Annotated in this window: 19 protein-coding genes; 10 read left to right on the forward strand and 9 right to left on the reverse strand. The window is 70.1% G+C overall.

Annotated elements, in window-relative coordinates; translation table 11 throughout:
• Positions 1–20: 20 nt before the first annotated feature.
• From rplI to M3T53_RS02435, 5 genes are all read right to left on the reverse strand, one after another.
• On the reverse strand, positions 21–482 hold the full coding sequence (rplI, locus tag M3T53_RS02415; protein ID WP_272432842.1) for a 50S ribosomal protein L9: 462 nt from the start codon (positions 480–482) through the stop codon (positions 21–23).
• A gap of 19 nt (positions 483–501) precedes the next feature.
• The gene (rpsR, locus tag M3T53_RS02420) at positions 502–744 is read right to left on the reverse strand and encodes a 30S ribosomal protein S18 (protein WP_272432843.1); all 243 of its coding nucleotides are present in this window, start codon (positions 742–744) and stop codon (positions 502–504) included.
• 73 nt (positions 745–817) lie between these two features.
• A complete protein-coding gene (locus tag M3T53_RS02425; RefSeq protein WP_272432844.1) occupies positions 818–1,381 on the reverse strand; it encodes a single-stranded DNA-binding protein in 564 nt (187 codons plus the stop codon).
• A 43-nt stretch (positions 1,382–1,424) separates the two neighbouring features.
• Positions 1,425–1,715: a 30S ribosomal protein S6 gene (gene rpsF / locus M3T53_RS02430; RefSeq protein WP_272432845.1), complete on the reverse strand. Its 291-nt coding sequence runs from the start codon at positions 1,713–1,715 to the stop codon at positions 1,425–1,427.
• 204 nt (positions 1,716–1,919) lie between these two features.
• Positions 1,920–3,350 (reverse strand): MATE family efflux transporter, encoded by a 1,431-nt coding sequence (locus tag M3T53_RS02435; protein ID WP_272432846.1) that lies wholly within the window; start codon positions 3,348–3,350, stop codon positions 1,920–1,922.
• A 338-nt stretch (positions 3,351–3,688) separates the two neighbouring features.
• Between M3T53_RS02435 and dnaB the strand changes: the two genes are divergently transcribed.
• The 3 genes from dnaB (at position 3,689) to M3T53_RS02450 (ending at position 5,745) form a co-directional block, all read left to right on the forward strand.
• The gene (dnaB, locus tag M3T53_RS02440; protein WP_272432847.1) at positions 3,689–5,041 is read left to right on the forward strand and encodes a replicative DNA helicase; all 1,353 of its coding nucleotides are present in this window, start codon (positions 3,689–3,691) and stop codon (positions 5,039–5,041) included.
• A gap of 124 nt (positions 5,042–5,165) precedes the next feature.
• The gene (locus M3T53_RS02445; RefSeq protein ID WP_272432848.1) at positions 5,166–5,447 is read left to right on the forward strand and encodes a type II toxin-antitoxin system RelE/ParE family toxin; all 282 of its coding nucleotides are present in this window, start codon (positions 5,166–5,168) and stop codon (positions 5,445–5,447) included.
• A complete protein-coding gene (locus M3T53_RS02450) occupies positions 5,422–5,745 on the forward strand; it encodes a HigA family addiction module antitoxin (RefSeq protein WP_272432849.1) in 324 nt (107 codons plus the stop codon). Before M3T53_RS02445 ends, M3T53_RS02450 begins: the two co-directional genes overlap by 26 nt.
• A 425-nt stretch (positions 5,746–6,170) precedes the next feature.
• Here the strand turns inward: M3T53_RS02450 and rarD are convergent, their stop codons facing one another.
• From rarD to M3T53_RS02465, 3 genes are all read right to left on the reverse strand, one after another.
• On the reverse strand, positions 6,171–7,133 hold the full coding sequence (rarD, locus tag M3T53_RS02455) for an EamA family transporter RarD (protein ID WP_272432850.1): 963 nt from the start codon (positions 7,131–7,133) through the stop codon (positions 6,171–6,173).
• Positions 7,134–7,286: 153 nt separating this feature from the next.
• Positions 7,287–7,517 carry a hypothetical protein gene (locus tag M3T53_RS02460; protein WP_272432851.1) on the reverse strand — a complete coding sequence of 77 codons (231 nt, stop codon included), beginning with the start codon at positions 7,515–7,517 and terminating at the stop codon, positions 7,287–7,289.
• Positions 7,518–7,771: 254 nt separating this feature from the next.
• Positions 7,772–7,981, reverse strand: coding sequence for a cold-shock protein (locus M3T53_RS02465; RefSeq protein ID WP_272432852.1), 210 nt, complete (start codon positions 7,979–7,981; stop codon positions 7,772–7,774).
• 911 nt (positions 7,982–8,892) lie between these two features.
• Here M3T53_RS02465 and nrdH point away from each other — a divergent pair.
• From nrdH to M3T53_RS02500, 7 genes are all read left to right on the forward strand, one after another.
• Entirely contained in the window at positions 8,893–9,150 is a 258-nt protein-coding gene (nrdH, locus tag M3T53_RS02470; RefSeq protein WP_272432853.1) for a glutaredoxin-like protein NrdH, read from the forward strand.
• A gap of 143 nt (positions 9,151–9,293) precedes the next feature.
• Positions 9,294–9,710 carry a class Ib ribonucleoside-diphosphate reductase assembly flavoprotein NrdI gene (nrdI, locus tag M3T53_RS02475; RefSeq protein ID WP_272432854.1) on the forward strand — a complete coding sequence of 139 codons (417 nt, stop codon included), beginning with the start codon at positions 9,294–9,296 and terminating at the stop codon, positions 9,708–9,710.
• A complete protein-coding gene (gene nrdE / locus M3T53_RS02480; RefSeq protein ID WP_272432855.1) occupies positions 9,680–11,836 on the forward strand; it encodes a class 1b ribonucleoside-diphosphate reductase subunit alpha in 2,157 nt (718 codons plus the stop codon). The genes nrdI and nrdE overlap by 31 nt, the downstream gene beginning before the upstream one ends.
• A gap of 220 nt (positions 11,837–12,056) precedes the next feature.
• Positions 12,057–13,553, forward strand: coding sequence for a sodium/proline symporter PutP (gene putP / locus M3T53_RS02485; RefSeq protein ID WP_272432856.1), 1,497 nt, complete (start codon positions 12,057–12,059; stop codon positions 13,551–13,553).
• 39 nt (positions 13,554–13,592) lie between these two features.
• Positions 13,593–17,198, forward strand: coding sequence for a bifunctional proline dehydrogenase/L-glutamate gamma-semialdehyde dehydrogenase (locus tag M3T53_RS02490; RefSeq protein WP_272432857.1), 3,606 nt, complete (start codon positions 13,593–13,595; stop codon positions 17,196–17,198).
• A 46-nt stretch (positions 17,199–17,244) separates the two neighbouring features.
• Positions 17,245–17,817 carry a hypothetical protein gene (locus M3T53_RS02495; protein ID WP_272432858.1) on the forward strand — a complete coding sequence of 191 codons (573 nt, stop codon included), beginning with the start codon at positions 17,245–17,247 and terminating at the stop codon, positions 17,815–17,817.
• A 788-nt stretch (positions 17,818–18,605) separates the two neighbouring features.
• Entirely contained in the window at positions 18,606–20,396 is a 1,791-nt protein-coding gene (locus M3T53_RS02500) for an ABC-ATPase domain-containing protein (protein ID WP_272432859.1), read from the forward strand.
• Positions 20,397–20,493: 97 nt separating this feature from the next.
• Here M3T53_RS02500 and M3T53_RS02505 read toward each other — a convergent pair whose 3' ends face one another.
• Positions 20,494–21,447 carry a patatin-like phospholipase family protein gene (locus tag M3T53_RS02505; protein WP_272432861.1) on the reverse strand — a complete coding sequence of 318 codons (954 nt, stop codon included), beginning with the start codon at positions 21,445–21,447 and terminating at the stop codon, positions 20,494–20,496.
• Positions 21,448–21,587: the final 140 nt, after the last annotated feature.

Here is a 21,587-nt window from a genome sequence, read left to right on the forward strand (position 1 = left end):
TCAGCGCCCGAGCGCTCGACTCACTTGGCGGCGGCGACGCGGACCTTGAGGTTCGCCGACACCTCCGGGTGGAGGTTGACGGTCACCGTGTAGTCGCCGACTGCCTTGATCGGCTGGGCGATGAGGACACGGCGGCGGTCGATCGTCTGGCCGAGCTCGTCCTTGACCGCCTCGGCGATCTGGGCGGGCGAGACGGCGCCGAAGAGGCGGCCGCTCTGGCCGACCTTCCCGGTGACGGTGACGAAATCGGCGGCCTGGAGCGTGTCGCGCACCGCGCGGGCGTCGTCCACCGAGGCGATCTCGTGGCGGCGGCGGGCCGCGGCCATCTGATCGATCTGCTTCTGGGCGCCCTTGGTCCACTTGGTGGCGAAACCGCGGGGAACGAGGTAGTTGCGGCCGTAGCCGGCCTTGACCTCGACGACCTCACCGGCGTTGCCGAGGTTGGCGACGTCCTGGGTGAGGATGAGCTTGGTGGTAGCCATGGTGTCTCTTCCTTCCCGATCAGCGGCCGGTCGACGAGTAGGGCAGCAGGGCCATCTCGCGGGCGTTCTTGACGGCGCGGGCGATGCGGCGCTGCTCCTGGGTGGACACGCCGGTGACGCGGCGGGCGCGGATCTTGCCGCGGTCCGAGATGAACTTGCGCAGCAGGGCGGTGTCCTTGTAGTCGATCGAGTCGATCTTGGCCGACTTGAGCGGGTTGGCCTTCTTCTTGATGGGCTTGTTGCGAAGTTGGGGCTTCGCCATGATGGTCTCCTAATGATCCGGGCGGGTCGTCCGCCCCAAAGATGAAGTGGTGTGGCGTCCGAGGACGCGTCGATCAGAACGGCGGCTCGTCGTTGAACGAGGTGGCGCCGCCCTGGTCGGGTGTGCGCCACGGGTCCTCGGCGGACCCGCCGGCCGGTGCTCCGTAGGTGGTCTGGCCCGCGCCGTAGCCGCCGGGCTGGCCCTGGTACCCGCCCTGGGGCGCGGCCCCGCGGCCGCCTCCCTGGCCCTGGTAGCCGCCCTGTCCCCCCTGGCCCTGGATCCTGGTCACCTGGGCGCGCGCGCGGCGAAGGGACGGGCCGACCTCGTCGACCTGCATCTCGACGACGGTGCGGCGGTCGCCCTGCTGGGTGTCGTAGGAACGCTGGGTGAGGCGGCCCTGGACGATGACGCGCATGCCCTTGCGCAGCGACTCGGCGACGTTCTCGGCCGCCTCGCGCCAGATCGAGCAGCGCATGAACAGGGTCTCGCCGTCGCGCCATTCGCCGCTGGCGCGGTCGAAGGTGCGGGGGGTCGAGGCCACCGTGAAGTCGGCGACGGCGGCCCCGGACTGCGTCCAGCGCAACTCGGGGTCGGCGGTCAGGTTGCCGATGATCGTGATGACGGTTTCTCCGGCCATGTCGGCTCCTCGGTGGTGGGAAACGGACGGGGGTTCGGGCGCCTCAGTGGGCGTCGGGGCGCAGGAGCTTGGTGCGCAGGATGGCCTCGTCGAGGCCCATGCGGCGGTTGATCTCCAGGGCGACGTCGGGCGTGGTCGTCATGTTGATGACGACGTAGATGCCCTCGGCGTTCTTGAGGATCTCGTAGGCAAGACGGCGCTTGCCCCACACGTCGACCTTGTCGACCGAGCCGCCGTTGGCGGCCACGGGCTGCAGGTACTTCTCCATCATGGGGGCGACGGTGCGCTCATCGATCGAAGGATCGAGGATCACCATCAGTTCGTACTGACGCACGGTTGTTCCCACCTCCTATGGTCTTCGCGGTCACGGACGGTCCGTGACAGGAGGGTCATGCGTGCCGATCGCCGGGGCGATCGTGCGGAGCGGCGCCGGCATGGGGCCGACGACAATCCAACATCCCATTTTAGTCACCGGGGGACGCGGGCGCCACCTGCCGGGAGGAGGGGAGGACCACTGCGTCCGGGCCCGCCCGTCGGCTCACCGGGGCGGTCGCGCGTCGCGGGGGATCAGGGGCGAGCGGCCCCGCCACGTCGCCCACCAGTTGGTCGCCGCCCGCAGGCCCATGTACAGGCCCGCGAAGGACAGCCACAGGAGCGCCATCGACCCGGTCTGCCCGTCGCCGTCGAGGGCGACGGCGCGCGAGCGCACGAGGAGGAGGGCCGGCAGGTAGGCGGCGAGGGCGGCCAGGCCCGCGCCGGCCAGGTAGGGGCCGCGTCCCGCGCCGATGAGGACCCCGTCGAGGAGGTAGACGACGCCGGCCACCGGCATGAACACGGCGGCCTCCATCAACAGGAGGGTCGCGAGGTCCTGCATCCGGGGGTCGGCGCCGAACAGGCCGGGCAGCCAGGGGGAGAGGACGAGGAGAACGAGCCCGACGCCGGCCCCGCCGAGCGCCCCCCACCTCGTCAGGGCGCGCAGGAGGCCGGACAGCCGGTCGCGCCCGCCGGCGCCCGTCGCGTAGCCGACGAGGGCCTGCGCGGCGATGGCCAGGGCGTCGAGGACGTAGGCGGCGAACGTCCAGATCGTCCAGACGACCTGATGGGAGGCCAGCGCCGTCACCGACACCGCCGCCGCCGTCCACAGGGTGGCCAGGAGGCCGGCGCGCAGCGCCAGGGTCCGTACGAGGAGCGGGGCGCCCTCGATCGCGGCGCGTCCGATCCCCCCGGCGGACGGGGTCAGGGGGACCGAGTGCTCGCGGGCCCGTCGGGCGATGAGCCCGCCGAGGACGAGGGCCATGAGGGTCTGGGTCAGGGCCGTGCCGGCCCCGGATCCGCCGACCCCCAGGCCGACCGGGTAGATGAGGACGGCGTTGGCGACGACGTTGACACCCGCCCCCACCGCGGCGACGACGAGGGGGGTGCGCGTGTCCTGGAGGCCGCGCAGCGTCCCGGTGGCGGCCAGGACGACGAACATGCCGACGAGGCCGGGGGCGGACCAGCGCAGGTAGGAGGCCGCGTGGGGCAGGGTCGAGGAGTCGGCCCCGAGGAGGGAGAGGAGGGGCTCGGCCCACAGGGCCAGTGCGGCGGCGGCGAGGGCCCCGAGCCCGGCGGCGAGCCACATGGCCTCGACTCCGGTGCGCAGGGCCCGCTCCGGGCGGCCCGCGCCCAGGGCCCGGCCCGCCAGGGAGGTCGTCGAGTAGGCGAGGAAGATGAAGACGCCGACGACGGTGTTGAGGGCGGCGGAGGCCAGTCCCAGGCCGGCGAGCTGCTCGGTGCCCAGGCGGCCGACCATCGCCGAGTCGATGAGGGTGAAGAGGGGCTCGGCGATGAGGGAGCCGAGGGCGGGGACGGCCAGATCGAGGATCGCCCGGCGCAGGTCGGCGCCGGCGGGGACGGACGGGGACCGGCCTTCGACGTCAGGTTGAGGGTCGGGGCCGGGGGTCGAGTCGTCGTCCACGGGATTCATCATCGACATCTTTCCACAATCTGTGCACATGTCTGTGGACAGATGGGGGCCCAGTGTCGGCGGAATCTGGCCCTTCGTCGAATGGGACGGAAGTCTGCCCCCTCCCGACTGTCCCCGGATCCATCCACAGGAGATGTGGACGACGCGCCGCGCCCTCCACATGCGGGTGCTGGTTATCCCCATTCGAGTTCACAGTGAGGGATCGAAAGCGGGGGCGGGTCGCGGTACGCTCGCACGGGCGCGCGCCCGTCCGCCCCGCCGCCCGAGCGGGGCCTCGCGAGGGGCCGCCCCGGGGCGGCGACGACCGACGGCGCGGCACGGCACGACGAGAGGGGCGCGACATGGCGGCTGAGGACTTCGATCGGACGCCCCCGCAGGACCTCGACGCCGAGATGTCCGTCCTCGGGTCGATGATGCTGACGAAGGACGCGATCGACTCCGTCGCCGAGATCCTGCGCGGCCAGGACTTCTACCTGCCCAACCACGAGACGATCTTCGACGTCATCTGCGACATCCACGGCGGCGGGCACCCCGCCGACGCGATCACCGTCGCCGGGGAGCTCAAGCGTCGCGGCGCCCTGACGAAGGTCGGGGGCGCCGCCTACCTCCACACCCTGATCTCATCGGTGCCGACCGCCGCCAACGCCGCCTACTACGCGAGGATCGTCCGCGAACGCGGGATCATGCGCCGCCTCGTCACCGCGGGGACCCGCGTCGTCCAACTGGGGTACGCCGATGCCGGCGGCGACGTCGACGAGATCGTCGACCAGGCGCAGGCCGAGCTGTACGCCGTCGCGGACGGGCGCTCGACCAGCGACTACATCCCGATGAGCGAGATGTCCGAGAGCCTGCTGCGGGCCCTGGAGGACATCGAGGCCAACCAGGGCAAGCTCCAGGGCGTGCCCACCGGTTTCACCGACCTCGACGCCCTCACCCAGGGCCTGCACGGCGGGCAGATGATCATCGTCGCGGCCCGCCCCGCCATGGGAAAGTCGACGCTCGCCCTCGACATCTGCCGCTCCGCGTCGATCAAGCACCAGGTGACCTCCCTGATCTTCTCCCTGGAGATGAGCCATCAGGAGATCGCCATGCGCATGCTGTCGGCCGAGTCCGGGGTGCGCCTGTCGAAGATGCAGGCCGGCAAGCTGACAGCCGACGACTGGCAGCGCGTCGCGTCGACGACCGCGAGGATCTCCGCCGCTCCCCTGTATGTCGACGACTCGGCGAATATCACGATCTCCGAGATCCGTTCGAAGTGCCGGCGACTCAAGCAGCAGGAGAACCTCGGCCTCATCGTCATCGACTACCTCCAGCTGATGACGACCGGTCAGCAGGCCGAGTCCCGCCAGCAGGAGGTCTCCGCGATGTCGAGGAACCTCAAGCTCCTCGCCAAGGACATCGATGTCCCCGTCATCGCCGTCGCCCAGCTCAACAGGAACTCGGAGTCGCGCAACGACCGCAAGCCGATGATGTCCGACCTGCGCGAATCGGGGTCCCTCGAGCAGGACGCCGACATCATCATGCTCCTGCACCGGCCGGACTACTACAACAAGGAGGACCGCCCCGGCGAGGCCGACATCATCGTCGCCAAGCACCGCAACGGGGCGACCGCCACCGTCACCGCCCTCTTCCAGGGCGACATGGCCCGCTTCGTCAACTTCACCGGTCGGCCCGACCCCGACGGCGGCGAGTAGGCGCGGCGAGGGGCGCCTACCGGCTCCCTCGTCTCAGCCGCGCAGGATCCTGCGCTGGCGGTGAGCGGAAGAGCCTGTATTTTCCCTCTCCCGTTATTAACGGGACCCGTTATATGATGGGCGGGTGATCAGATCGTTCGGCTCGAAGGACACCGAGCGCATCTGGTGCGGGCACTACGTCCCGGGCGTCGACAGGAAGGTTCAACGGGCGGCGCTTCGCAAGCTCGAGGTGATCCACGCCGCCCACGATGTCGAGGACCTGCGGATCCCGCCGGGCAATCGGTTGGAGCGCCTGCGCGGGGACAGGCGCGGGCAGTACAGCATCCGCGTCAATGACCGATGGCGTATCTGCTTCATCTGGACAGAAGGAGGGGCTGAGGATGTCGAACTCGTCGACTATCACTGACGGTGACATGATCGAGCCGATCCATCCCGGGGAGATCCTCATGGAGGACTTCATCGAGGGCTTCGGGATCACGCAGAACAAGCTCGCCGTCTCGATCGGCGTGCCGCCGCGCCGGATCAACGAGATCGTTCACGGCAAGCGCGGAATCACCGCCGATACGGCCATCCGCTTGGCCAAGTATTTCGGGACTTCTGCGGAATTGTGGATGAATCTGCAATCCAACTACGAATTGCGTCGTGAGCGGCGGGCCCTTCGTCACCAGATCGACACGATCGAGCCGCTGCGGGTCGCATCATGAGCGGGTCTGAGCACTGCCGATGAGGACGGCGCGGTCGCTGGCGGAGCCGACGGTTCGGGCCTTCTGTATTAGGAGGAGAACCGCCCCGATCCGAAAAACCTTGACCGCGATCGAGTTCCGATCCGGTGCGCAAACGACGTTCTCGGCTCATGGCGTCGGGGAGCGCTCTCGTGATTCGTTCTCTCTTCCATGTCGCCTTCATCGGGTCGCCGTCTGGCGCATACGGCACGCCTTCCCCATCTGATCGGCCCGTTGTCGGCATCGACGCGCCTCACCAGGCCTGGGATCAGATCATCGGAGGTGTTCGTCTAGGAGGGCGATCGGTCCGCCGCCGCGCGGTCCGGACGAGGGGACCGCGTCCCGGTCGGCCCGACCCCGACGGCGGCGAGTAGGCGCGGCGAGGGGCGCCTACCGGCTCCCTCGTCTCATCCGCGCAGGATCCTGCGCTGGCGGCGGGCGGTGACGGCCCCGTCGACCATGAGCAGCGCCAGGGCGCACCACACGACGCCGAACGCCGCCCAGCGGGCCGGCTCGACGGGCTCGTGGAAGACGGCGACGCCGATGGTCAGCTGGAGGACCGGCGCGAGGTACTGGATGAATCCGAGGGTCACCAGGGGCAGGCCGCGCGCCGACGACGCGAACATGATGAGCGGGATGATCGTCAAGAGCCCGGCGCCGACGAGGAGCGCCAGGTGCGCGGCCGGGTGGATGACGGCCTCGCCCGCGGTCCGCGACCGGACGAGGACGTGGAGCGAGGTCGAGCCGGTGGCGACGAGGAAGCCGATGTGGGCGAGGAGCAGCGGGGAGACGGCGGCCGTCTCGATGGTCATGCCGACGAGCGGGTCGACGCGCCCGGCGAGGTCCTTCTTGACGAGGGAGTAGAGGCCGAAGGACAGCGCGAGGGTGAGGGACACCCACGGCAGGGAGCGCTGTCCGATGACGAGGATGACGACGGCCAGGGCCCCCAGTCCCAGGGCGATGCCCTGGAGGCGAGAGATCGTCTCGCGCAGGACGATGAGGCTCAGGGCGATGGTGATCAGGGGGTTGATGAAGTAGCCGATGGCGGCGTCGACGGTGCGGCCCGTCTGGATCGCGAGGACGTAGGTCGTCCAGTTGACGATGATGAGGATTCCGGCGACCGACAGGCGCGCGAGGGCGGGCCGGTCGGCGAGGGCCGCGCGCAGGAGGGGGAGGCGGCCGGTGACCGCCAGGCCGATGAGGCAGAAGACGAGGCCCCAGATCGCGCGGTGGGAGATCGCTTCGAGGGGCCCGGCCGGCGACAGGCGGTGGAAGTAGAGGGGGAAGAACCCCCAGATCAGGTAGGCGCCGATGCCGAGGGCGAGGGAGGCTGCGGGGGAGGCCGGCCGTGCCGGGGTGTGGGTGCTCAATCGGGGTCCCAGGGGTTGCGGGGTCGGTGGGGTCGAGGCGATCGGCGGGGTCGTCGCGCCGGGATGTGATGAGGATACGAGAAGAGCGTGACGCCTGTGCGTCACGCCCGGGTTCAGCGGGGGGTGCGCCTCCTTGCGCGCCCCGGGATTTCCTCAGTCCTGGTCGACCCTGGTCGTCATGGCGTAGACGGCGGGGACGAAGAGGAGCGCGGAGAGGCCGACCAGGGCGGCGACGACGACCGAGGCGGTCGAGCCGACGTGGACGGCGGCGAAGATCCCGAGGATCGAGAGGATGACGATGACCGAGATGACGGCGGCGGCGTCGACGGTCGACTGCCAGGTCGCGCGGGTCAGATCGGCCTTGACGATGTGTGCGTGTGCCATGATGGGCTCCTTCATGTCAGTGCGTGTCGCTGTGCGAAGCACTGACGCGCCCCGCACGGCAGCGTGTCAGTCGCTGATTCGTCCGGGCGTCCGCCCGTCCTCGTCAGACACGGCCATCGTAGCCCGCCTCGTCGACGGCTTCCATTCCCTGTGGGTCATTCCATAGGCCGGTCGCCCGTGAGCGGGAACAACGGGCGCGCCCCCGCACCGGGGTGCGGGGGCGCGGAGCCGGAGGGCGTGCGGGCCGTCGGCGATCAGCCGAGGCGCTTGATGCTCTCGGCCTGGAGGCCCTTGGGGCCCTGGGTGATCTCGAATTCCACCTTCTCGTCCTCGAAGAGGGTCCGGCGGCCGGACTCCTGCTCGATGTTCGAGAAGTGGGCGAACACGTCGGCCGAGCCGTCATCGGGGGTGATGAAGCCGTAGCCCTTCTCGTCGTTGAACCATTTCACAACACCAGTGGTCATGCGGTGCTTCCAATCGTGCGTGCTCCGGGGAGCGGTGAACCGACCCAGTCAGGGGCGGATAGTCGGCCAACCTCGTGCGCCCCGGCAAAGCAAGGACATGCGTGAAACTGTGTGGACTACGGCAACGACCCTACAGCATCGCAGGGGCGGCCGATACCCGGCGGCGGTGGCCCCGGTCGTCCCGGGGCGCGCGTTCGGCGCGACTGGTCGGCACGGCTCCGCGAGGTCGCGCCCGCCGATGGCGAGGAAAGGCCGTGCGGCCCGTTGGGCTAGGACCGGTCCCGACACGGCGCATCGGGGGCGAGGGCGACGACGTCCCTCGCGCCGTCGTGACGCGCGCAGGCCGCAGTCCGATGGGCGGGTGGGGGAGGGGTGGGCGGCGGCGGTGAGCTCTCGGGCGGCCTGCTCGAGTCCGCAACGCCGGCGGCGGGGCCGTGAAGGGGCCGCTCGGGCGGGGAGCGCCCATGCTCCGGCGCGCCGGAGCGAATCATCTCTCGTCGTCGAGGCGGCGCAGCCGAGCCCCGGGTCCGACACGCCGGGGGAGGGGAGGATTCGAGATCGATTCCGACATTTTCATCCACAGGGTGTGGATGGGGACGGAGGCGGTGTCCACACCCGTCGCCAGGCGCGCCCCGGAGGCGGGAACCGCAGACGAGCGCGCCTCGTGCGACGATCCGGGCGCGGGGCGCCCACGGGTCGTCCCCGCCGTCCACACGTCCTCCGCATGCCATCCACAGGCGGGAGGCGACTCGGCGACGAACACAACATCTAGGGGTTCGAGCATCGTGCCACCACGAGGTGTAGTGTTGGTGGTGTTCTCGCAGGAGCATCTGCCGAAACGAATGACAACCGCGTGATTACAGGCCCGTCATGGGTCCATCACCGCCCATGACGCACAGAGGAGACCACAGATGACGATCACCGTCTACTCCAAGCCCCGCTGCCCCCAGTGCGACGCGACCTACCGCGCCCTCGACAAGCAGGGACTGGACTACACCACGATCGACGTCACCCAGGACGCCGAAGCCCTCGATCTCATCAAGGGCCTGGGCTACCAGCAGGCCCCCGTCGTCATGGTCGGCGACGACCACTGGAGCGGCTTCCGCCCCGACCGCATCAAGGCCGCCGCGGCCGCCGTCGCCGCCCCCGTGGCCGTCGGCCAGAACTGACCCTCCCGTCCCGGCCCAGCGGGGCCGGGACCGCCGACGCGCGGCGCCGACCCGATCCCGCGGACGGACTCCGGCCCCGTCGCCCCCGAGCATCGGATGCGAGCCGAGGGCCGACCGCGCCGCCCCGCAGCGAAAGGACCGACATGGCCGCCGTCGTCTACTTCTCGTCGGCCACCGGCAACACCCGCCGATTCGTCGACAAGCTCGGCGTGCCCGCCCACAGGATCCCCCTCCTGCCCAAGGAGGAGCCCCTGCGCGTCGCCGAGCCCTACGTCCTCATCGTCCCCACGTACGGCGGCGGCAACATCAAAGGGGCCGTCCCCAAGCAGGTCATCCGCTTCCTCAACGACCCCGACAACCGCGCCCTGTGCGTCGGAGTGATCTCGTCGGGCAACACCAACTTCGGGACCGCCTACTGCCTGGCCGGCGACATCATCGCCGCCAAGCTCGGCGTCCCCCACATGTACAAGTTCGAGCTCCTCGGCACCGCCGAGGACGTCTCCCGAGTTCGCGAAGGACTGAACACGTTTTGGCAGAGAATCTCACCGACACCGGAGTAGAGGAGATCCGCAGCCCGGAACTCGACTACCACGCCCTCAACGCCCAGCTCAACCTCTACGACGCCGAGGGGCGCATCCAATTCGACGCCGACCGCAAGGCCGCCCGCCAGTACTTCCTCCAGCACGTCAACCAGAACACCGTGTTCTTCCACGACCTGGAGGAGAAACTCGAGTACCTCGTCGAGGAGGGCTACTACGAGGGCCACGTCCTCGACCAGTACGACCCCGCCGACATCAAAGCCCTCTTCAAGCAGGCCTACGCCCACAAGTTCCGATTCCCGACGTTCCTCGGCGCCTTCAAGTACTACACGTCGTACACGCTCAAGACCTTCGACGGCACGCGCTACCTCGAGCGCTTCGAGGACCGCGTCGTCATGGTCGCCCTCTTCCTCGCCCGCGGCGACCTCGACCTCGCCCGCAACCTCGTCGACGAGATGATGACCGGGCGCTTCCAGCCCGCCACCCCCACATTCCTCAACGCCGGCAAGGCCGCGCGCGGCGAGCTCGTCTCCTGCTTCCTCCTGCGCATCGAGGACAACATGGAATCCATCGCCCGCGGCATCAACTCCGCCCTCCAACTGTCCAAGCGCGGCGGCGGCGTCGCCCTCCAACTGACTAACCTGCGCGAATCCGGCGCCCCCATCAAGAGGATCCAGAACCAGTCCAGCGGCGTCATCCCCGTGATGAAGCTCCTCGAAGACTCCTTCTCCTACGCCAATCAGCTCGGCGCCCGCCAGGGGGCCGGAGCCGTCTACCTCCACGCCCACCACCCCGACATCATGGGGTTCCTCGACACCAAGCGCGAGAACGCCGACGAGAAGATCCGCATCAAGACCCTCTCCCTGGGCGTCGTCATCCCCGACATCACCTTCGAACTGGCCCGCAACAACGAGGACATGTACCTCTTCAGCCCCTACGACGTCGAGCGCGTCTACGGGGTCCCCTTCTCGGAGATCTCCGTGACCGAGAAGTACCGCGAGATGGTCGACGACGGGAGGATCCACAAGAGGAAGATCAACGCCCGTCGCTTCTTCCAGACCCTCGCCGAGATCCAATTCGAATCCGGCTACCCGTACATCCTCTTCGAGGACACCGTCAACCGCGCCAACCCCATCAAGGGGCGCATCACCATGTCGAACCTGTGCTCGGAGATCCTCCAGGTCTCCGAGGCCTCGACCTACAACGAGGACCTGTCCTACAGCCACATCGGCAAGGACATCTCGTGCAACCTCGGCTCCCTCAACATCGCCAAGACCATGGACTCCGAGGACTTCTCCAAGACCGTCGAGACCGCCATCCGCGGCCTGACCGCGGTCTCCGACCTCTCCCACATCGAGTCCGTCCCCTCGGTCGTGCGCGGCAACGACATGAGCCACGCCATCGGACTGGGGCAGATGAACCTCCACGGCTACCTCGCCCGCGAGCACGTCCACTACGGCAGCCCCGAGGCCCTCGACTTCACCAACATGTACTTCATGACCGTCGCCTACGAGGCCATCAAGGCCTCGTGCCTCATCGCCCGCGAGCGCGGCGTCCGCTTCGAGGGCTTCGAGGACTCCGCGTACGCCACCGGCGAGTACTTCGAGGACTACATCACCGGCACGTGGGAGCCGACCACCGACAAGTGCCGCGAGCTCCTCGCCAAGTCGACGATCCGCGTCCCCACCAGCGAGGACTGGCGCGCCCTCGCCGCCGACGTCGCCGAATACGGCATGTACAACCAGAACCTCCAGGCCGTCCCGCCGACCGGCTCGATCTCGTACATCAACAACTCCACCTCGTCGATCCACCCGATCGTCTCCAAGATCGAGATCCGCAAGGAGGGCAAGATCGGACGCGTCTACTACCCGGCCCCCTTCATGACCAACGAGAACCTCGAGTACTACCGGGACGCCTACGAGATCGGGCCGGAGAAGATCATCGACACCTACGCGGTCGCCACCCGGCACGTCGACCAGGGCCTGTCGCTCACCCTCTTCTACCCCGACACGGTGACGACCCGCGACATCAACAAGTCGTACATCTACGCCTGGCGCAAGGGCATCAAGACCCTCTACTACATGCGCCTGCGGCAGATGGCCCTCGAGGGCACCGAGGTCGAGGGCTGCGTGTCCTGCATGCTGTGAGCCCGTCGGCGCGCCGCCCCGTGAGCCCCGTCCTCATCCCCCGAGGACGGGGCTCGCGCGATCTCATGCGCGACGAAAGTCCCAGGTGATACTCTCAGCGAGTCCGAGCACCGTCGCCCGGACGACCTGAAGGACCCCACCGCGCGAGGCCCCGGCCCACGGGCCAGACCTACGCACCCTCATGCAGTGCCCCAGCGATCCTCCGTGGAAGGAGCCCCCAGTGACCGCCATGACCTTCCAGGCCATCGCCATGATCATCTACCTCGTCGCCATGGTGATGATCGGCCTCTTCGCGTACAACCGGACCAACGACCTCGACGACTACATGCTCGGGGGCCGCGGACTGGGACCCGCCGTCGCCGCCCTGTCCGCCGGCGCCTCCGACATGTCCGGCTGGCTCCTCATGGGCCTGCCCGGCGCCCTCTACCTCAACGGCCTCATCGAGGGATGGATCGCCGTCGGCCTGACCGTCGGCGCCTGGCTCAACTGGAAGTTCACCGCTCCCCGTCTGCGCGCCTACTCCCAGATCGCCTCGAACTCCATCACCGTCCCCTCCTTCCTCAGCACCCGCCTGCGCGACGACTCCAAGATCGTCCGCATCATCGCCGGCCTCGTCATCACCGTCTTCTTCGCCTTCTACGTCTCCTCCGGCATGGTCGCCGGCGGCTCCTTCTTCGAATCGTCCTTCGGCATGGACTACCACCTCGGCATGGTCCTCATCGCCGCCACCACCGTCCTGTACACGCTCGTCGGCGGCTTCCTCGCCGTGTCCTGGACCGACCTCGTCCAGGGCATCATGATGCTCATCGCCCTGATCATCGTCCCCATCGTCGGCATCATCCACGTCGGCGGGGTCTCCGCCCTCATCGACGAGGTCAACCGGATCGACCCGACGATCCTGTCCCCGACGCACGGCGACCAGGCCCTCTCGGGCGCCGCCGTCCTCGGCATCGTCTCCGCCCTCGCCTGGGGCCTCGGCTACTTCGGCCAGCCCCACATCATCGTCCGATTCATGGCCCTGCGCTCGCCCGCCGAGGCCAAGCAGGGCAGGCGCATCGGCATCGGCTGGATGCTCCTGGCCGTCCTCGGAGCCGGGATGACCGCCATCGTCGGCATCGCCGTCTACCAGCACGACACCGGGCGGCTCGCCAACCCCGAAGGCGTCTTCATCTCCCTGGGCCAGCTCCTCTTCCACCCCTTCATCGCCGGCTTCATGCTCGCCGCCATCCTCGCCGCCATCATGTCGACGATCTCCAGCCAGCTCCTCGTCACCTCCTCCGCCCTCGTCGAGGACATCTACCACGCCTTCACCAAGAAGAACCTGTCGGGCAGAGACGGCGTCCTCGCCGGGCGCATCGCCGTCGGCGCGATCTCCGTCGTCGCCGCCGCCCTCGCCTGGCCCCGCTCCGACACGATCCTCGGCCTCGTCGCCTTCGCCTGGGCCGGATTCGGCGCCTCCTTCGGGCCGATCGTCATCCTCTCCCTCTACTGGCGCAAACTCACCCGCCAGGGCGCCATCGCCGGCATGGTCGTCGGCGCCATCACCGTCGGCATCTGGGGGAACGTCTCCGGCGGGATCTTCGACCTGTACGAGATCGTCCCCGGCTTCCTCCTCAACCTCGCCGTCGCCGTCGCCGTCTCCCTGGCAACATGGAAGCCCAACCCCCAGATCGACGACGAATTCGACCAGGCCGTCGCCCAGACCGCCGGAATCTGAACCGCCCCCGCCCCCCGAGCCCGCAACGAAGAGGCCCCCATGTCACCGCAGCCCCACGCCCCGTCCACCGACTTCGCCGCCATCGTCGACCGCGCCGTCGACACCGCCTCCCGGTGGGCCCAGGCCTCCACCGCCCACCCCGCCGACCCGGCCGCCACCCTCCTCGCCCAGGTCCTCGAGGACGAGGCCGGCCTCGACTACACCGTGTCCTTCGTCGACGGCGTCGTCCGCCCCGAGGACCTCGACGTCGCCGCCCGCCACCTCGCCGACATCGGCGGCCGCAACTCGAAGTTCCTCCCCTGGTACCTGCGCACCCCCGCCCTCGTCGGCGGCAAGGTGTCGACGATCGTCCCCGGGGTCGCCGTGCCCGCCGCCCGCAAAGTGTTCGCGCGCCTCGTCGGCGACCTCGTTGTCGACGTCACCGACGACAAGCTCGGCCCGGCCATCGCCCGCCTCAAGGCCGACGGCGACCGGCTCAACATGAACCTCCTGGGCGAGGCCGTCCTCGGCGACACCGAGGCCCGCAAGCGCCTCGACGACACGCGACGCCTCCTCGAGCGCCCCGACGTCGACTACGTGTCCCTCAAGGTCTCCGCCGTCACCGGCCCCCACAATCCGTGGGGCTACGAGCAGGTCGTCGACCGGGCCGTCGCCGACCTCCTCCCCCTCTACCAGTACGCCGCCCGCGCCGGCGGCAAGTTCATCAACCTCGACATGGAGGAGTACCACGACCTCCACATGACCGTCGACGTGTTCAAGCGGATCCTCGACCGCGACGAATGCCTCGGCCTGCGCGCCGGCATCGTCCTGCAGGCCTACCTGCCCGACACCCTCGACGTCATGAAGGACCTCCAGGAGTGGGCCGCCGCCCGCCGGGCCCGGGGCGGAGCCCCCATCAAGGTCCGCGTCGTCAAGGGCGCCAACCTCGCCATGGAGCGGGTCGACGCCGCCATGCACGGCTGGGACCTGACGACGTGGGACACCAAGCAGGCCACCGACGCCAACTACATCCGGGTCCTCGACTGGGCGATGACCCCCGAGCGCGTCGCCAACGTCAACCTCGGCGTCGCCGGGCACAACCTCTTCACCGTCGCCTGCGCGTGGGAGCTCGCCAAGGACCGCGGCATCGCCGACGGCATCGAGTTCGAGATGCTCTCCGGCATGGCGACCCAGCAGGCCGCCGCCGTGCGCGAGGACGTCGGCCGCCTCCTCCTGTACGTGCCCGTCGTCCACCCCGAGGAGTACGACGTCGCCATCGCCTACCTCGTGCGCCGCCTCGAGGAGAACTCCGCCGACGAGAACTTCATGGCGTCGATCTTCGACATCGGCACCTCCCAGGAGGCGTTCGGCAAGGAGCGGGCGCGCTTCCTCGCCGCCGTCGAGCAGATGGAGCGCGAAGGCGACTCGCGCGTCGGCCCCACCCGCGACCAGGACCGCCGCGCCGAGACCGCCGAGGACCTCGACGCCGCGATGCGCGACGACGCCGGCGACTGGACCTTCCGCAACACCCCGGACTCCGACCCGGCCCTGCCCGCCAACCTCGACTGGGCGCGCGCCATCGCCGAGCGCATCGGCGACTCGCGCCTGGGCGTCGACACCATCGACGCCGCGACCATCACCGACGCCGACGAGCTCGACGCCCTGATCCGACGCACCCACGAGGCCGGATCCGGCTGGGGCGCCCTCCCCGCCCGCACGCGCGCCGACATCCTCCACCGGGCCGGCGTCGAACTCTCCCGGCGCCGCGCCGACCTCATCGAGGTCGCCGGCTCCGAACTGGGCAAGTCCCTCGAGCAGGCCGACGTGGAGGTCTCCGAGGCCGCCGACTTCGCCCACTACTACGCCGAGCGCGCCCTCGACCTCGACCTCGACGGCGCCCGCTTCCACCCCGTCCCCCTGACCGTCGTCACGCCCCCGTGGAACTTCCCGCTGGCGATCCCCGCCGGCGGCGTCCTCGCGGCCCTCGCCGCCGGATCGGCCGTCGTCCTCAAGCCGGCCGGGTCCGCCCGCCGCTGCGGCGCCCTCGTCGCCGAATGCCTGTGGGCCGCCGGCGTCCCCCGCGACGTCCTGTCCCTCGTGTCCGTCGGGGAGCGCGACCTGGGCCGGCGCCTCGTCACCCACGACCTCGTCGGCCGCGTCGTCCTCACCGGCGGCGCCGAGACCGCCGAGCTCTTCCGCTCGTGGGACCCGACGATGCGGATCATGGCGGAGACCTCCGGGAAGAACGCGATCATCATCACCCCGTCCGCCGACCTGGACCTGGCCGTCAAGGACGTCGTCACCTCGGCGTTCGGCCACGCCGGCCAGAAATGCTCGGCGTGCTCCTACGTGATCCTCGTCGGATCAGCCGGGTTCTCCCGCAGGGTCCGCGACCAGCTCCTCGACGCGGTGCGCTCCCTGCACGTCGCCTGGGCCGACGACCTCAGCGCCCAGATGGGCCCGTTGGCGTCCGAGCCGTCCGGCAAGCTCCTCGACGGCCTGACCCGCCTCGAGCCGGGCCAGAAGTGGGAGATCGCCCCGCGCCGCCTCGACTCGACGAACCGCCTGTGGAGCCCGGGCGTGCGCTCGGGCGTCGAGGTCGGCAGCGAATACCACCTCGTCGAGTACTTCGGCCCGATCCTCGGCATTATGCGGGTCGACACCCTCGAGGAGGCCATCGAGGCGCAGAACCTCGTCGATTACGGGCTGACGGCGGGCCTGCACTCGCTCGACCCCGACGAGATCAACCTGTGGCTGGGCCGCGTCCAGGCCGGCAACGTCTACATCAACCGGGGGATCACGGGGGCCATCGTCCGGCGCCAGCCCTTCGGCGGCTGGAAGCGCTCGGTCGTCGGCGAGGGGGCGAAGGCCGGCGGCCCGAACTACCTCTTCGGCTTCGGGTCCTTCGTCCCCGAGCCCTCGACCGGCGCGCCGGTCGAGTCGGACAAGGCGGCGCCCGTGTCGGGCGGACGGCTCACCAAGCCGGTCCTGCGCGATCTGTTCGGGGCGGCCGCCCAGAGCCTGAGCGTCGACGAGGCCGATCGGCTGGGACGGGCGCTGGAATCCGTCGAGGACGCGGCCCGCGCCGAGTTCGACGTGCTCCACGACCCGTCGGCGGTCGGCGTCGAGCGCAACGTCCTGCGCTACATCCCGGTGCCGGTGACGATCCGGGCGGGCGAGGACGCCGATCTGGCCGACGTCGTCCGCGTCCTCGGCGCGGGCCTGGGAGTCGGCGGGATCGACGAGGGCGAGTCGGGCGTGCGGCGCACCTACGCCGGATGCGGCGAGGCGTCGGTGCCGATGGGGGTGTCCCTGTCGACGGCGACTCCGGTGCCGGCCCGGCTGGCGCGGGTGCTCGCCCGCTACGGGGTGGGCGTGAGGGTCGAGGACTCCGCGGCGTTCGAGGCGCGCCTGAGCCGGATGAAGCCGGGCCTGGACGAGAGGATCCGCGTCGTCGGAGCAGACGGGGACGCGGTGCGCCGGGCGGTCGGGGGATCGATCGACGTGGCCGTGTGGGACGGGCCGGTGACGGACTGCGGGCGCATCGAGTCCCTGCCGTTCGTCCACGAGCAGGCGGTGTCGATGACGAACCATCGTTTCGGCAACCGCACGCCCCTGTCGTCGCAGGTCCTCCTGGATCGGGAGCCCGGAGGGGCCTCGATCTGACCGCGGGGGGTCCCGGATTCGGGGGAGAGCATGGGAGGATGGGGGCATGAGCACTCCGTTCTCCTCTCCGAATCCGCAGCCCCAGGGCCCCGACGGCGCCGATCCGGCGTCGTCGGCGTGGGACCCTCAGCCCGGGGCCGACCCGCACGCCCAGGCGGGCGGCGACCGGGTCGACGACCAGCCCGCGCCCGAGGCCGCGTCCTACGACCAGTCCTCGTACTCCCAGGCGGCCCCTCAGCCCGACGGGCAGTGGGAGTACGGGCAGGCCGGCCAAGGCCAACCGATGTACGGCCAAACGGCCTACGGCCAGGCGCCCTACTACGGGGCCGTCCCGATGATGGCCGACGCCCAGAAGCTCCAGTCCAATGCGACGATCTGCCTCGTCCTGGGGATCCTCGGTCTTGTCGCCCTCGGGCCCGTCGGGTCGATCCCCGCGTGGCTGTGGGGCAACTCGATCGAGCAGCAGGCCCAAGCCGCCGGACTGCCGCCCGCCCTCGTGTCGAATGCGCGGATCGGCAAGATCCTCGGCATCGTCGGCACGATCCTGTGGGCCGTCATCATCGTCTTGGTCGTCATCTTTTTCATCGCCGTCCTCGGCGTCCTGGCGACCGTCGGCTGACCCCGGCATCCGCCGCGCCGCCCCGATCCGGTCTTCGGATCGGGGCGGTTCTCGCGGGACAGCGCGCCCGTCGGGTCCACGCCTGGCCGCCGCCTCCCGCGCGCGCGAGCCTCTGCACCGACACCACCCGGTCAACTGCTGGTGAAACGCCGCCTCCCGCGCGCGGGCCTCTCCACCCTCGTCGGGCCCTGACCGCGTCGATGACACCCGTTCCCCGCGTGCGCGCGGGATTCGCCCGTTCGGTTCGGTCTCTTGTGCGGTGAGGCTCCGTTCCCCGCGTGGGTGAGGGCTGTCTCGCTGGGATGAACTGGCGCTCGTAAGCCGTGCCCCGTGTGCGTGGACCTCCCGTAAGCACGCCCACGGACTTCTACCCGGCCATGTTCCGCCCCTCGTGCGCGCGAGCCGCCCCGCTGAGCGCCGCGATGTCCGAACTCGCCCAGACTCTGCCCCCCCGTGTGCGCGGGCCACCCCGGATGTAAGCGTTGCCGGTGGCCGCCAAGGAGCCTGTTTCCCGTGGGCGGGATTCCCCCGCAAGAAGTAACACCCCGCCCTCGGCCGAACGCCCATCCCCCGCGCGCGATCCTCCCGCGTGGCCCTGCTCCTAGCGGTCGTCCGCCCACCGTTCTCGGCGCGCACGGCTTCCCCCCCCGTCGAGCTGACGGCCGCCGTCCACCCGACCCACCGTTCTCTGCTCGCGCGGGCTTCCCGACATTCGGACGGGCATCCCGCACGATCTGATCCGGTTCCCCGCGCGCGGGTCTGCCCGACGATGCCGATACCCTGGGGGCATGACGCCTCGCCCCGATTCCCCGTCCTCGTCGCGCACCGACCGCGACCGCCCCCGCCGACCCGGCTCCTCGGACCGCGTCCGGCGCCGCAGCGGCTCCGACCGGGACCTCCTCCACGACCTGCGCGGTCTCGACTCGCGCCCCTACGGCGCCTACAAGTCGGTGATCGGCGACTGGGACTACGGCGACTTCGCCCTGGCCGTCGACCGCGTCCAATCCGACCCCTACGCGCCGCCCTCGTCCCTGCGGGCCACGACGACGCCGGAGAAGATGGGGCTGCCCGAGCAGGCCCTCGCCTCCGGGGCGTCGCGCCTGGCCACCGCCGACTTCATCGTCCGAAGCGTCGAGGCGGCGATCCGCAGGCGCTGTCCCGGCGGCTCCGTCCGGATCGCCCACCCCGGCCAGGAGATCCTCCAGCGCTCGGCCGCCACCGTCATGCCCGACCGGGTGGAGATCCGCTTCCAGGTGCAGCTGCCGGCGCGCGGCCGGTCGATCCGCGGCTTCGAGGCCGCCTCCCTGTTCGACGTCGACATCCCCAACGTCGTCATGGACGCCTTCGACTACGTGTCCGACGCGCCCGAGACCGCCATGCAGCGCGAGGCCCTCCTGGCCCACATCGCCGCCTACGAGGACCATCAGCGCCTCCAGGAGATCCTGGTGGAGAACGGGTGGGTGGCGTTCGTCGCCGATGGCTCCATCCTCGCCCGCCGCTCGGGGGTGTCGGACGCGCCGATGGACGCTGACACCGCCATCCCCTTCGAGTCCCCCGAATCGCTGCGCGCCGCCGTGACCCTGCCGCACGCCGGTGAGGTGACGGGCATGCCCGTCGGCCCGGGCGTCACCGTCATCGTCGGCGGCGGATACCACGGCAAATCGACGCTGCTGGCCGCCCTCCAGCGCGGCGTGTACGCGCACGTCCCCGGGGATGGGCGCGAAAGGGTCGCGACCAGCCCGGCGGCGATGAAGGTCCGCGCGGCCGACGGTCGCGCGGTGACCGGTGTCGACGTGTCGCCGTTCATCACCCACCTGCCCGCGGAGGCGGATACGACGCGCTTCTCCACGGAGAACGCCTCCGGGTCGACCTCGCAGGCCGCGTCCATCGTCGAAGCCGTCGAACTGGGGGCCCCGCTGCTGCTCATCGACGAGGACACGTCGGCGACGAACCTGCTGATCCGCGATGCGCGGATGCGCCGCCTCGTCGCCGCCCCGAAGGAGCCGATCACCCCGCTCGTCGACCGGATCGGGGCGCTGGCCCGCGACCGCGGCGTGTCGACGGTCCTCGTCATGGGCGGGTCCGGCGACTACCTCGACGTGGCCGACCGGGTGCTGATGCTCGATACGTACCGGTGCGTGGACGTCACGGATCGCGCCCGCCAGGTCGCCGAGGAGATGCCCCGTGACCGCTCGGACGAGGAGGGGTTCGCGCCCGGCCGGGAGCGCTGCCCCGTGCGCGTGCGCCCCGGGGAGTCGCGGTCCAAGACGAAGGCGTCGGGCGTGGACCAGGTGGTTCTCGACCGGCAGGTCGTCAACGTGTCGGATGTCGAGCAGATCGTCGACCCCGGTCAGACGGAGGCGATCGCGTGGATGATGCGCGGCGTCCTCGAGCACTTCGCGACGGCGCAGACGCCCCTGCCGGAGCTCATCGCCCGATTGGAGCGCCAGGTGAACTCCGAGGGTCTCGACGCGGTCGTCAAGTTCGGCGGGCGCGAGTATCCCGCGCACCTCGTCAGGCCGCGGATGATCGACGTGGGCGCGGCGATCAACCGCTACCGGGCGCTGCGCCTGGGGTGAGCCCGGCCCTTGCCGTGCACCGCAATGCGTTTCGACGAGTTTTCTCGTCTTTCGGGGGCGGAAACTGCGTCGAAACGCATCCCGGTGCACATCCGGATCAGGAGATGCCGAGGAAGCGCTTGATCGCCGGCATCTCCCGGACGGCCTGGACCATCCCGGCCCGGTAGGCGGCCTCCAGCCGGTCGCGGTGCATCTCCGTGTTCTGGATGCGCAGGGCCTCGGGGAAGAAGAGGTAGGCGCGCCCCTGCTCCTCCAGTTGCAGGAGCCGACGTCGCACGGCGTTATAGCGGGCCGGGCGGCGCACGACCCCTTCGTAGACGGAGGGCAGGTGCCGGTAGGCCGTTTTGATCGCGGCTCCCACCGCCGGGCGCATCGCGTGCTTGACGTAGTCGCGCGGCCTGGTGAGGATCACGAGGAATTTGCGGTAGCCGTCGCGCATCGGCGCGTCCAAGGCGATGCCCCCGTTCTCGCCGAGCGCGCCGTCGACGTAGACGTCGCCGTCGATGACGACGGGCGGCATGAGGATCGGGAGGGTGGAGGAGGCTCGGACGATCGCTCCGAGCATGGGCATCGTCGACATGTCCTCCTGGGTGAACCAGCGGGTCCGGCCCTCGGTGGCGTTGAAGGCGGCGACTCGGGCCTGCGCCGGGTTGGCGTTGAAGACGTCGAGGCGGAAGGGCAGGGCCCCGTCGGGGTAGCAGATCCGCTCATAGATGTATTCGGCGTTGAACAGGCCGCGGCCGTGGCGGAAGTGGTCGAGTCCGCCGAACTGGGGGTCGTCGACGAGGTCGACGAAGGTCGCGTGGGAGCGCTCGGCGTCGCGGGACAGGTAGTTGCACAGATGCGAGGCGCCCGCTGAGATGCCCGAGACGTGCGGGAGGTGGATCCTCTCGGCGAGGAGGGCGGAGACGACGGCCGCCGTGTAGGCGTTGCGCATCCCCCCTCCTTCGAAGACGAGGGCGGTGTCGTCGACGGTGGTCGTCAGCGGCGAGGCCCAGGGGGCGGGGTCGCTCGTCTGGGTCGGGGGTGGTGGTGAGGGTGCGTCGGTCATTGTCCGAGCTTATTCCCCGATGGGTGTGCGGGGTTTGTCCTGTGGGGGTTGTGGTTGTGGGGTTGCTTGTGGGTGTGGGTGGTGTTCGCGTGCGTGGGTGTGGGTTGGGGGTTCATGGGTTGGGCGGGGTGCGGGGAGTC

It is taken from the genome of Actinomyces sp. B33 (assembly GCF_028437565.1).
In the GTDB taxonomy this organism is placed as follows: Bacteria; Actinomycetota; Actinomycetes; order Actinomycetales; family Actinomycetaceae; genus Pauljensenia.